General features: G+C 67.0%; 6 protein-coding genes. All 6 read right to left on the reverse strand.

Annotation, left to right across the window (positions count from 1 at the left end; translation table 11 throughout):
- Positions 1 to 57 precede the first annotated feature (57 nt).
- The 6 genes from RCF34_RS06750 to fdnG all read right to left on the reverse strand — a co-directional run bounded on the left by RCF34_RS06750 (position 58) and on the right by fdnG (position 12,816).
- Positions 58 to 4,053 carry a Pls/PosA family non-ribosomal peptide synthetase gene (locus RCF34_RS06750; protein WP_308707446.1) on the reverse strand — a complete coding sequence of 1,332 codons (3,996 nt, stop codon included), beginning with the start codon at positions 4,051 to 4,053 and terminating at the stop codon, positions 58 to 60.
- A gap of 231 nt (positions 4,054 to 4,284) precedes the next feature.
- Positions 4,285 to 6,546 (reverse strand): catalase/peroxidase HPI, encoded by a 2,262-nt coding sequence (gene katG / locus RCF34_RS06755; RefSeq protein ID WP_308707447.1) that lies wholly within the window; start codon positions 6,544 to 6,546, stop codon positions 4,285 to 4,287.
- Between the two features lie 498 nt (positions 6,547 to 7,044).
- Positions 7,045 to 7,962 (reverse strand): formate dehydrogenase accessory protein FdhE, encoded by a 918-nt coding sequence (gene fdhE / locus RCF34_RS06760; protein ID WP_308707448.1) that lies wholly within the window; start codon positions 7,960 to 7,962, stop codon positions 7,045 to 7,047.
- A 144-nt stretch (positions 7,963 to 8,106) separates the two neighbouring features.
- The gene (locus RCF34_RS06765; protein WP_308707449.1) at positions 8,107 to 8,730 is read right to left on the reverse strand and encodes a formate dehydrogenase subunit gamma; all 624 of its coding nucleotides are present in this window, start codon (positions 8,728 to 8,730) and stop codon (positions 8,107 to 8,109) included.
- 46 nt (positions 8,731 to 8,776) lie between these two features.
- Entirely contained in the window at positions 8,777 to 9,736 is a 960-nt protein-coding gene (fdxH, locus tag RCF34_RS06770; protein ID WP_308707450.1) for a formate dehydrogenase subunit beta, read from the reverse strand.
- The gene (gene fdnG / locus RCF34_RS06775; protein ID WP_308707451.1) at positions 9,736 to 12,816 is read right to left on the reverse strand and encodes a formate dehydrogenase-N subunit alpha; all 3,081 of its coding nucleotides are present in this window, start codon (positions 12,814 to 12,816) and stop codon (positions 9,736 to 9,738) included. Before fdnG ends, fdxH begins: the two co-directional genes overlap by 1 nt.
- Positions 12,817 to 13,310 lie beyond the last annotated feature (494 nt).

Below are 13,310 nucleotides of genomic sequence, written 5' to 3' on the forward strand. Positions count from 1 at the left end.
CGTCATTGTTGTACGGGGCGGAGTATCCAGGGCTGTCTTGATGGTTGTATGACAGTCCTAACGACGCGGCTGGACGGGATTCCCCTCCCAACGCGACCGCTCCGGCAGGGTTTCGCCCTTCATCACCAATGACAGCGGACCCAGCTCCACGTCGTCGCCGACCCGGGCGCCATAGAGCACCACGCTGCGCGGCCCCAGGTTGACCCCGGCACCCAGCTCGACTTCGCCAACCTTCATCACCCGGTCTTCGAACAGGTGGGTCTGGGGCCCGGCCAGGGCATTGAGTTCGCCATGATCACCGACGCGCACGCAGTCGAATTCGGTGAGGTCGGTGGTATCCAGGTAGGTGCCGCGCCCCAGGCGGGCGCCGAGCAGGCGCAGCGCCAGCGGCAGCCAGGGCGTGCCGCGCAGGGTGCCGAGCAGATTGGGCACCGCCAGGGTTTCGTAGAGGCTGGTGATGGCTTCGCTGCGCCAGACGAAAAAGGTCCACATGGGCGCCGAACGCGGGCGATAACGGCCTACCACCAGCCACTTGAGCCCCAGCACGACCCCGAAGCTGGCCACGGCGAAGGCGCTGCCGGCCAGCAGCGTCTCGCCGAGCAGCTGCAGCCAGGCGCCGGCCTGCCACAGCGGCACCAGGGCTTCGGCGATGGCGCAGCCGGCGGCCACGGTGAAGCCAGTGGGCAGCACGATGCGCAGGGCCTCGATCAGGCCACGCGCCACCCGGCGCCAGGGTGCCGGGCGGAAGGTCAGGCTTTCCGGGTAGCCGGTCAGGGCTTCCCGCGCTGGCAGCCGGACCGCCGGCGAGCCGAGCCAGGTTTCGCCCTGGCGCAGGGGTACGCCTTCGTCGAGCCTACCCAGGACACCGATCAGGGCGTCCTCGGGGAGGTGGCAGCCGTCGGCGACATAGGCGCCGTTGCCGACGAAACTGCGCCGGGCGATGGAGGTGCGTCTCAGGGTCATCCAGCCCTGGGCGACCTGTTCGTCACCGAGCATCACGGCATCGGCGATAAAGGTCTCGGCGCCCAGCTCCAGCAGCGAGGAGACCGGGCCCTGGGCGGTGGAAATCTCGGCATCGCGGCCGACCCGGGCACCCAGCAGGCGATACCAGAGCGCCGAGTAGACCGTGGCATACAGCCCCTGCAGACTCTGCAGCGCCGACTCCTGGATCAGGTTGGCCAGCCACTTGCGCCAGTAGAAGAGGCTGTCGACCGACCACCGGCCTTCTTCCAGGCGCGGCAGGATCAGCCGTCGCGCCAGGACGCAGCCGAGCAGGGTCAGGGCGACGCTGACCACGCCCAGCGGCAGGGCCAGCACCCCGTATTGCAGGGCATCGAGCAGCAGCGAAGGGGTGTGCCACCAGGGCAGCCCACCGAAGCTTTCCAGTTCGTCGATCAGCAGCGCCAGGGGAAACAGCGGCATGAAGAACAGCACCGAGACCGCCAGGCCACTGAGGGCATAGAGTCCTTTCAGCAGGGCGCGCTGGGCACGGGACCCCGGGGCTGGCGGCAGGACGCGGGCACCGGCGGCGCCCTGGTCATGGGCCGGCGCGCCGCCCCAGTTGCGTCCGGCCGGGATGCGCTGACCGCTGCGCAGGGCGGATTGGGCCTGCAGGCGCGCACCGTCACCGAGGGCGGTGTCGCCTTCGAGGATGGCATAGGAGCCGACCTGGGCTTCGCGACCCAGGGTCACGGCGCCGAGCAGCAGTTCGCCGCGCAGTACCCGGGCGTTTTCGAAGTTGACGCCGTTGCCCAGGCTGGCGCCCTGCCCCAGGGTCAGCAACTCGGGCACGCGCAGGGTCAGGGTGCCGACGAAGGCTTCGGCACCGATGCGCGCGCCCAGCAGGCGCAGCCAGCCCCGCGCCAGGGGCGAGCCGCTGAGCAGGTAGGCCGGCGCCAGGGCGAGGAAGCGCTCGCCGAGCCACCAGCGGTAGTAGGTCAGGCCCCAGAGCGGATAGCGACCAGGCTGCAGGCGGCCGGTGAGGCACTTGCCCAGCAGGGCCACGGCGAATTCCAGGCCGATGGCCAGGACGAACAGACTCAGGGCGGTCAGCATCGCCAGGGGCAGCGCGGTACCGGAATGGATCAGCAGCGGGAAGGCCAGGAAGGGCGCCAGCCAGCGGCCCAGGCGCAGGGTCAGCAGCGGCGGTAGCGCCACCGCCTGGGCCAGGCCACAGCGCCAGCGCCGCCAGCGGCTGGGCGGCGCCCAGGCCTCGGTGGCCGTCGTTGCGTCCGCCTCGGCGGCGTCGGCTTCCAGGGCCTCGGCGATGGCGCCCAGGGTGCGGCCGGCATAGACCGCCTTGACCGTGGCACTGGCATAGCGCGGGTCCTGGCGCAGGCGCGAGACCAAGCGGGCGGCGAACAGCGAGTGCCCGCCCAGGTCGTCGAAGAAATCCATCTCGGCGTGCAGGGGCTGACCGGGAAACAGCTCGGCGGTGGCCGCCAGCAGCGCACCCAGGGCGCCGCTGGCCGGAGTGACCGGCGCCACCACGGCAATGGCCAGGGGCCGGGCTCGCAGTTGCTTGCGATCGACCTTGCCGGAATTCAGCCGCGGCATCTCGCCGAGCCACTCGAAGCGGCTGGGCACCATGTACAGCGGCAGGCAGCCGGCCAGCTCGGTCCGCAGCAGGTCGCTGCGCGGCAGCGGACCGCCATCGCCGACCAGGAAGGCCACCAGTTGCTCCACGCCGCCCTCTTCGCGCAGCACCACGGCCACGGTCCCGACGCCGGGTTGCCGCGCCAGGGTGGCTTCGATCTCGCCCAGCTCGACCCGATAGCCGCGGATCTTCACCTGGTCGTCGACCCGGCCCAGGCAATGCACCTGGCCGTGTTCGTCGACCCGTGCCAGATCGCCGGTGCGATAGAGCTTGAGGTCGTGGCTGCCGGTGCTCCAGGGATTGGGCAGGAATTTCTCGGCGGTCAGTTCCGGCCGCCCCAGGTAGCCATCGGCTACGCCCGGACCGGTGATGCAGAGTTCGCCCACCTGATCGCGCGGCAGCAGCGCCAGCGGCTGGCTGGCATCGGCAGGCACCACCAGCAGGCTGTAGTTGGGCAGCGGCCGGCCGATGGTCACCGGGTCGCCCGGCTGCAGGTGCGCCAGACTCGCCGAGACGGTGGCCTCGCTCGGGCCATAGGTGTTGAACAGCCGCCGCTGCGGCCGACTCCAGCGTGCCACCAGGGGTTCGGGGCACATTTCGCCGCCGAGGTTGATCAGGCGCAGGCTGGGGACGTCTTCCGGCAGCAGCGCCAGCAGGGTCGGCACCACGTGCAGCACGCTGATGCGATTGGCGGTCAGGGCGCGGGCCAGTGCCTCGGGGTCGGCGGTGATCTCCCGCGGCGCCAGCCAGAGGGTGGCGCCCACCAGGTAGCTGATCCAGATCTCTTCGAAGGACATGTCGAAGGCCACCGAGAAACCCTGGTAGACCTGGTCGCCGGCCTCGATACCGAGCAGCGAATTCTCGCTGCGCAGGAAGTGGCAGATGCTGTCCTGGCGGATACCGATGCCCTTGGGCTTGCCGGTGGAGCCGGAGGTGTAGATCAGGTAGGCCAGGTTGTCCGGAGAAACCTGACCACGACGGCGCAGGGTTTCGCCGGTGCCCAGGGCGGCGCTCAGCTCGTCGGGGGTCCAGCAGCCAAGCCCAGGACGCGCCAGCAGATCGGCGAAGGGCGCCCCGGTGATCACGCCTACCGCCTGGGCGTCTTCCAGGCACAGGGCCACGCGGTCGGCCGGGGTTTCGGCATCGCAGGGCAGCCAGGCGGCGCCGGTCTTGGCGATGGCCAGCTGCATCACCAGCAGCTCGATACCGCGCGGCAGCCAGAGGCCGACCACGCGACCAGGCCCGGCGCCAGCCGCCAGCAGCCGCGAGGCGGCGCGGTCGGCCCAGGCGTTCAGTTCGCCGTAGCTCAGGCTGCGCTCGCCTTCGAGCAGGGCGGGCCGTTCCGGCGCCCGCGTCGCGGTGGCCTCGAACAGATCGGCGAGGACTTCGTCGCGACACAGGTCGGGGCGGATGGGGCCCTCGACCAGACTGAGGGAGAGTTCGGCAAGCGCTTCCATGGGGACAGCCTCTGGTGGTTCAGCGCAGTTTGTATCTCTCCGGTTACGCGCTCCTTAAGGCGGAATTAGGGTTTGCTTAAGGCTGGATGGTGTCAGCCTGATGGGAGTCGCGACAGCTCAGGAATGCGATTTTCGCCGGCGCAACCACCGATTGGCGACGGACGGGTACCTCGTTGGCGAGGCCAAAAAAAACGCCTCCCGCAGGAGGCGTTTTCAGTTGCAGCGCAACGATCAACGCAGATCGAAACGATCCAGCTCCATCACCTTGGTCCAGACCTTGACGAAGTCCTTGACGAACTTCTCCTGGGCGTCGGCACTGCCGTAGACCTCGCTCAGCGCCCGCAGCTGGGCGTGGGAACCGAACACCAGGTCGACCCGGGTACCGGTCCACTTCAGGGCGCCGGTCTTGCGATCGCGACCTTCGAAGGTGGCCTTGTCCGGACCGGTGGCCTTCCACTCGGTGGCCATGTCCAGCAGGTTGACGAAGAAGTCGTTGGTCAGGGTCTGCGGCCGCTGGGTGAAGACGCCGTGCTTGGCGCCGCTCACGTTGATGTCCAGCACGCGCAGGCCGCCCAACAGCACCGTCAGCTCCGGCGCGGTCAGGTTCAGCAGGTGCGCCTTGTCCACCAGCAGGAATTCCGGCTTGACCTTGAACTCCCCGCCCACGTAGTTGCGGAAGCCATCGGCCCAGGGCTCCAGGTGCCCGAAGGAATGGACATCGGTCTGCTCCTGGGAGGCATCCACGCGACCCGGGGTGAAGGGCACGCTGATCGAGTGGCCCGCCGCCTGGGCGGCCTTTTCCACCCCGACGCTACCGGCCAGCACGATCAGATCGGCGATGGAGACCTGCTTGCCCTGGCCCTTGAAGTCACGCTGGATGCCTTCCAGCACGCCCAGCACCTTGGCCAGTTGCGCTGGCTGGTTGACCTCCCAGTCTTTTTGCGGCGCCAGGCGCAGACGGCCGCCGTTGGCCCCGCCCCGCTTGTCGGAACCGCGGAAGGTGGACGCAGCCGCCCAGGCGGTGCCGACCAGTTCGGACACGCTCAGGCCGGAGGCTGCCAGCTTGTCCTTGAGCGCCTTGACCTCGGCCTCGCCCAGGGGCGCACCTGCGGCCTTGGGCAGCGGGTCCTGCCACAGCAGTTCTTCGGCCGGGGTTTCCGGGCCGAGGTAGCGGGCCAGCGGCCCCATGTCGCGGTGGGTCAGCTTGAACCAGGCACGGGCGAAGGCATCGGCCAACTGGTCCGGGTTTTCCAGGAAACGGCGGGAGATCTTCTCGTAGGCCGGATCGAAGCGCAGCGCCAGGTCCGAGGTCAGCATCGTCGGCTGGTGACGCTTGCTGGGATCGTGGGCATCGGGCACGGCACCCGCCCCGGCGCCGTCCTTCGGCCGCCACTGGTGGGCGCCGGCCGGGCTCTTGAACAGCTCCCACTCGAACTTGAACATGTTCTCGAAATATTCGTTGCTCCAGCGAGTGGGCGTGGAGGTCCAGGTCACCTCGAGACCACTGGTGATGGTGTCGGCGCCCTTGCCGGTGCCGTAGCTGTTCTGCCAGCCGAAACCCTGCTGCTCCAGGTCGGCGGCTTCCGGCTCGGCGCCCACGCTGGTGGCCGGACCGGCACCGTGGGTCTTGCCGAAGGCGTGACCACCGGCGATCAGGGCGACGGTTTCCTCGTCGTTCATGGCCATGCGGCCGAAGGTTTCGCGGATGTCATGGGCCGAGGCCACCGGGTCGGGGTTGCCGTTCGGACCCTCGGGGTTCACGTAGATCAGGCCCATCTGCACCGCGGCCAGCGGATTCTCCAGCACGCGGCTGGGACCTTCGTTGCGGCTGTGCTCGACCGGATGCTGCTCGGGCTGCGCGGTCAGCACGCCATCACCGGGCTGCTCCATCTGCTTGTGCTGGCCGTAGCGGACGTCGCCACCCAGCCAGACGGTTTCCGAACCCCAGAACACCGCATCGTCCGGTTCCCAGACGTCCTGGCGACCGCCGGAGAAGCCGAAGGTCTTGAAGCCCATGGATTCCAGGGCGACGTTGCCGGTGAGGACGATGAGGTCGGCCCAGGAGATCTTGCGGCCATACTTCTGCTTGACCGGCCAGATCAGTCGGCGCGCCTTGTCCAGGCTGACGTTGTCCGGCCAGCTGTTGAGCGGGGCGAAGCGCTGTTGGCCCTGGCCCGCACCGCCACGGCCATCACCGACGCGATAGGTACCGGCGCTGTGCCAGGCCATGCGCACGAACAGCGGGCCGTAGTGGCCGAAATCGGCCGGCCACCAGTCCTGGGAATCGGTCATCACGGCACGCAGGTCGGCCTTCACCGCTTCCAGGTCGAGGCTCTTGAATTCGGTGGCGTAGTCGAATTCCTCGCCCATGGGATCGGACAGCGACGAGTGCTGGTGCAGGAAATTGAGGTTGAGCTGATTGGGCCACCAATCCTTGTTGGTGGTACCACCGCCGGCGGCGTGATTGAACGGGCACTTGGATTCGGTCGACATCTTCTTGGCTACCTTAGGGTCTTGTTCATCCGGTGGTCGGCCGCGACAGCATCACGACCTGCTGAAGTCATGGTTCCGGCGGCTTAGGCCTGTTGGCTCGACGGGTACCGATGCCAGGCTCGGGCCGGCGTCGATGGGAGCCCTACCTCGGGCAAAAAAGCGCACGCTATGATCATTGTTATCTCCTCATCAGACGGGCACACCGACGAAGCGGCGCAAACTCCATACTAGACGGCTTCGTCGCCCGGCGTGATAGAAGGTTTTGTGCCCGTCGATAGACTGGCTCTGCAGGATGACCCCGCAGTGACAAGGCACTCTCGACCCGCTCTTGGCGCGATGAGCAACGTTCACGACCGCTTCGCCGAGTTTTGCGCGGCTTGGCCTCACGCAGCGAAGAGGGAGTGCGTTCGCCAACAATGACCAGGCCCAGGCAGCCCGCCATAGGCGAAAACAGAAGCAACGGCGACCGCCCTGCCCCGGGCGGTCGCCATGCCCGGTCTAGCCCGGGGCGAACAGCAGGTTGGGCGCGTGGCGCTCGTAGCCCTCTTCCGCCAGGCGCACGTCCAGTGCCAGGCTGGCGAGGTCGGCGGACAGGGGTTCGCTGCGGGCGTCGTGGTCGCGATAGAGGTGCTTGAGATAGGTCTTGCAGTGGGCGCAGGTCTCGGCGCGCAACGGGGCCTTCTGGGCGTTGGCGTCGTCGGTGCTCAGCGAGTAGTAGCCCAGGCCCTTGCCGGTCTCGCAGTGGCTGCACTTGACCCGTACGAAGTGCCACTCGCAGGCGCACAGCGAACAGGTGAGGTACCTCAGGCCATTGGCCTTGCCCAGGTGATGGATGATGCCGGCCATGGGCGGCGCACCGCAGCAGGGGCAGGACGTCTGGCTGCCCTGTTCGCGCAGGGCGGTGAAGTCGCTGCGTTGCAGCCAGTGGGTCCAGGCCACCTGCAGGGCGGCGCCCAGGAAGGGCACCACGCCGGCCGGCACCCGCTCGTAGCTGCCCGCCAGCAGGGCGATGGCCCAGGCCTTGCGCTGGCCGGCATCGGCCCGGCGCAGTTCGTCCAGGGCGGCCTGCACCGGCACCTGCTCGATCTTCAGGGCCTCCAGCAGGGCATCCAGCGCGGGCAGCCAGGCGCCTTCGCGGACCAGGGTGTCGTAACCCAGAGGTGGCAGGCCGTGGGCCAGGCTCTGGGCGCTGCGGGCCTCGTCCAGGGGCAGGGGCGCGAGGCGGTCGAAGACCCCTTGCTGGGCTTCGCACAGGTCGGCCATCAGCAGCAGGTAGTCACTCAGCGCATTGCCGGTGGCCAGCAGCCGCAGGCGGTCGGCGCGATAGCCGAACAGCTCGCCACCAGGCAGCAGGATGAAATCGGGATTGACGGCCGCGGCTTCGATTTCGCCGGGCTCGAGGATCTGGCCCGCCATGGCAGGGCTCCTTAGCAGAACGGTGGAAGATAGAGGATTCAGGATAGCGGGCGGGTTGGGAACGTTGGGCTTCGCTGCGCTCAACCTACGATCATGGTGGGCGGCGTAGGTTGGGTTGAGCACAGCGAAGCCCGACGAAAAGACTCACTTCTTCTCGCGGGTGACCTTCTCGTACCACAGCGAGTGGTGCTTCTTGGCCCAGGCACGGCTCACCCAGCCGGTCATCATCGCGGTCACCGAACCCTTGATCCAGATCCCCGCATAGATGTGTACGATGATCGACAGTACCAGCACGAAGGCGGCGACGGCATGGGCCAGGGCGCCCAGGCGGATCACCGGGATGGGGAACAGGTGGGCGAAGTACTGCCGCCAGATGACCACGCCGCTGACCAGCAGGACCAGCATGCAGGCCAGCAGCACCCAGAACAGGATCTTCTGCCCGGGGTTGTACTTGTCGATCGGCGGCAGCTTCTCCTCGCGGTTGTTCAGGACATCGTTGATCTGCTTGAGCCACTGGGCGTCTTCGCGGCCGATCTTGTTGTGCCGCCAGAAGCGGAACACCAGGAAGGCGAAGAACACGAACATCGCCACGCCCATGAAGGGATGCAGGATGCGCGTCCAGGTGCCGCCACCGAACAGGCTCGACAGCGGAAACAGCGCGGGATGGAACAGCGCCAGTCCCGACAGCCCGGCCATGAAGAACAGGATCGCCACGATCCAGTGGTTGGTCCGCTCGTTGGCGTTGTAACGCTGGATTTCAGGTTTCATCTCGATCTCCCAGGACGCCCCCGGCCAAACCGGGGGCGTACCCCTGCTAGGGCTGCTTGTCGTGCGGATCGAAGATCTGCACGGACGGACTCAGCTGCTTGACCTCGCCCCTGGGCGCATCGCCCGCGGGCCGGGGCGGCGCCTCGACCACCTCGTCGTCGTCATCGGTCCGGTTCGGGCCGACGCGCACGTAGTGGAAGAAACCCGCCAGCACCGCCGCACCCATGGCGAACAGCGCCAGGGGTTTGGTGAAGCCCTTCCACAGCCCCACGGTGGGGCTGATGGTCGGATCCTTGGGCAGGTGGTTGTACAGCTGCGGCTGGTCGGCATGGTGCAGCACGTACATGACGTGGGTGCCCCCTACTCCAACCGGGTCGTACAGACCGGCGTTCTCGTAGCCGCGGCTCTTGAGATCGACGATGCGCTCGGCGGCGTGCTCCTTCATGGCGTCCTTGGTGCCGAAGACGATGGCGCCGGTCGGGCAGGTCTTCACGCAGGCCGGCTCCAGGCCGACCCCGACCCGGTCCGAGCAGAGGGAGCACTTGTAGGCCTTGTTGTCCTTCTTCGAGATCCGCGGGATGTCGAAGGGGCAACCGGCGATGCAGTAGCCGCAACCGATGCAGTGATCCTGGTTGAAGTCGACGATGCCGTTGGCGTACTTGACGATGGCCCCCGGACTCGGACAGGCCTTCAGGCAGCCCGGCTCGGCGCAGTGCATGCAGCCATCCTTGCGGATCAGCCACTCCAGCTTGCCGGCCTCGTCCTCGTGCTCGGTAAAGCGCATCAACGTCCAGGAGTCCGCGGTGAGGTCCGCCGGGTTGTCGTAGGTGCCGTGGTTCTCGCCGACCTCGTCACGCAGCTCGTTCCATTCCGAGCAGGCGACCTGGCAAGCCTTGCAGCCGATGCACTTGGACACATCGATCAGCTTGGCCACTTCCGCCTGGGTGCGCACCGACGTGTAGGCCGTGGTGGTCGCGGAGCGGGCGTAGATATCTTGGCTTGCCATCACGCTTTCTCCACGTTGACGAGGAACGACTTGAACTCGGGCGTCTGGGTGTTCCCGTCACCCACGTAGGGGGTCAGGGTATTGGCCAGATAACCCATCCGTGCCACACCGGAAAAGCCCCAGTGGATGGGGATGCCGACGTGGTGCACCGTCTCGCCGTTGACCTGCAGCGGGCGAATGCGCTTGGTCACCACCGCCTTGCAGACGATGTGCCCGCGCTTGGAGGTGACGCGCACGAGGTCACCCGCGGCGATGCCTTTCTGCTTGGCCAGCACCTCGCCGATCTCGACGAACTGCTCGGGCTGGACGATGGCGTTCAGCCGGCAGTGCTTGCTCCAGTAGTGGAAGTGCTCGGTCAGGCGGTAGGTGGTGGCCGCATAGGGGAAATCCTTGCGATCACCGAAGTCCGCCCAGTCGTCCTTGAGCACCCGCGCCGCCGGGCTGCTCGTGGCCTTGCGGTTGTTGGGATGCAGCGGGTTGACGCCGATGGGGGTCTCGAACGGCTCGTAGTGCTCCGGGAAGGGCCCTTCGGCCAGCTTGTCCAGGGCGAAGAAGCGCGCCACGCCTTCCGGGTTCATGATGAAGGGACTCATGCCGTCCGCCGGCTTGGCGTCGATCTTGTAGTCGGGCACGTCGGTGCCGCCCCACTTCTGCGCCTTGTCGTTCCACCACACCAGCTTCTTGCTCGGGTCCCAGGGCTTGCCGCTGAGGTCCGCGGAGGCGCGGTTGTAGAGGATGCGCCTGTTGTTCGGCCAGGACCAGGCCCAGCCCAGGGTCTGCCCCATGTGGAACGGATCGCTATTGTCGCGCCGCGCCATCTGGTTGCCCTGCTCGGTCCAGGACCCGCAGAAGATCCAGCAACCCGAGGCGGTGCTGCCGTCGTCCATCAGTTGGCCGAAGCCGGCGAGCTGCTGACCGGCCTTGGCCGACACATTGCCCTTGGCATCCAGCACGTCGGTGACGGCGTAGCCGTTGAACTCCTTGGCCAGCTCCTCCGCCGCCGGTTCCTCGGGCTTGGCATAGGGCCAGGACAGCCCCAGGATCGGATCGGGGAAGGCCCCGCCTTCCTTGGCGTAGGCCTCGCGCAGCTTGAGGAACAGCTCGGCCATGATGGCGATGTCGCTGCGCCCTTCCCCAGGCGCCTCGGCGCCCTTGAAGTGCCACTGCAGCCAGCGGCTGGAGTTGACCAGGGAGCCGTCTTCCTCGGCGAAGCAGGTGGTGGGCAGGCGGAACACCTCGGTCTGGATCTCGGCGGTGTTCACATCGTTGTGATCGCCGTGGTTGCGCCAGAATTCGGAGGTCTCGGTGGCCAGCGGGTCCATGATCACCAGCCACTTGAGCTTGGACAGCCCGCGCATCACCTTGGCCTTGTTGGGGAAGGCGGCGATGGGGTTGAAACCCTGGCAGACGTAGCCGTTGACCTGGCCCTTGCCCATCATGTCGAAGTAGCGCAGCACGTCGTAGCCAGCGCCGGTGACATCGACCTTGGGCAACCAGTGGTAGCACCAGTCGTTGTCCTTGGTGGCCTTGTCGCCGTACCAGGCCTTCATCAGGCTGACGTGGAACTTGCCGTAGTTCTGCCAGTAGCTCAGCTGCCCCGGGCGCAGCGGCTTGCTGGCGCGGCGGGTGATGAAGGTGTTGTAGTCCTGCTCGCCGTCGCCACCGATGGTCAGGTAGCCGGGCAGCTGGATCGACAGCAGACCCAGGTCGGTGAGGCCCTGGATGTTGGAGTGACCGCGCAGGGCATTCATCCCGCCACCCGGCAGGCCGATGTTGCCCAGCAGCAGCTGCACCATGGCGCCGCAGCGGATGATCTGCGCCCCGATGGAGTGCTGGGTCCAGCCCAGGGCATAGAGGATGGTCATGACGCGACCGGGCGCCGAGGTCTCGGCGATCTCGGCCCAGACCTTCTGGATCGCCTCGGGCGGCGTGCCGCAAGCCTGGCTGGCCACTTCCAGGGTGTAGCGGCTGTAGTGCTGCTTCATCAGCTGGAAGACGCAACGCGGATCCTGCAGGGTCGGATCGATCTTGACGAAGCCGTCGTCGCCGATCTGATAGCCCCAGTTCACCTTGTCGGTGTAGGTGCGCTTCTCGGCGTCGTAGCCGTTGTACAGGCCGTCCTCGAAGGTGAAGCCTTCCTTCACCAGGAAGCCGGCGTCGGTGTAGTTGCGGACGTACTCCTGCTGGATCTTGTCGTGGGTGATCAGGTAATTGATCAGCCCGCCCAGGAAGGCGATGTCGCTGCCGGTCCGGATCGGCGCGTAGTAGTCGGCGACCGAGGCGGAACGGGTGAAACGCGGATCGACCACGATCAGCCGGGCGTTGTTGTGCGCCTTGGCCTCGGTGACCCATTTGAAGCCGCACGGATGGGCTTCGGCGGCATTGCCGCCCATGATGAGGACGAGATTGGCGTTCTTGATGTCACTCCAATGATTCGTCATCGCACCACGGCCAAACGTCGGGGCAAGACCTGCCACCGTCGGGCCGTGTCAGACGCGCGCCTGGTTGTCGAAGGCCAGCAGGCCCAGACTCCGTGCGATCTTGTGCGTCAGATAACCGGTTTCATTGGAGGACGCCGAGGCGGCCAGGAAGCCCGTGGTCAACCAGCGATTGACCGTCTGGCCCTGGTCGTTGGTGGCGATGAAGTTGGCGTCGCGGTCTTCCTTCATCAGGGTGGCGATGCGCCCGAGCGCCTCGTCCCAGCTGATGCGGGTCCACTCGTTGCTGCCGGGCTTGCGCACCTCGGGGTATTTGAGGCGATTGGGGCTGTGGATGAAATCCAGCAGGCCGGCGCCCTTCGGGCAGAGGGTGCCGCGGTTGACCGGGTGGTCGGCGTCCCCCTCGATGTGAATGATGTTCTGGGCCACGTTCTTGGCCCGGTCGCCCATGCTGTACATGATCAGGCCGCAGCCGACCGAGCAGTAGGGACAGGTGTTACGGGTTTCCACGGTGTGCGCCAGTTTGAAATGGCGCACCTGGTCGGCAAAGGCGGCTGTGGGAGCCATGCCTAACGCCGCCAGGCTGGATCCCGCAAGGCCGACTCCAGCGACCTTGAAGAATTGCCGACGGTTCATGTCCACGGTTCTTATCCTCATTCAGGCTGGGTCCGGTGCGTAGCCGAACCCTGCACAGAGAGTAACCCAACCGTCTGGCTTATCGAGCGCTTCGCTGTTGTCGCCGATCAATGGAAGTCGGCCTTCCGTCCCCTGATCCGCCGCGGTCTGACGAACGGACCGGGTATCTCGCGGGGACGTGCGCCCTCCGTGGGGAGCTGATCGGCGCGGGCCAGCCGCTGCTCAGCGAACGGGTGCGCAAGGCCAGGGCATGCCAAGAGGCGGCCAGTAGAGCGGCCCGCCGATCCTATCGATTCGGCAGCGCTGTAAAGTCATGCTAAGCTCGCTAACTTTCCTCGCGATGCCTTCGGACCCCCTCACCATGTCCAAGCGCCTGCCGACGCCGCCATAGCACCACCCCTCCCCCGGTAACCGCCCCTGCGGCCTATACCCGTGTCTTGCTGCCTTGTCGTCTCTCCGCGATCGCACCCCGCCGTGCTGTCGCCCGTTCTGGATACGCC

The organism is Pseudomonas sp. 102515 (genome assembly GCF_031085165.1).
GTDB lineage: Bacteria > Pseudomonadota > Gammaproteobacteria > Pseudomonadales > Pseudomonadaceae > Chryseomonas.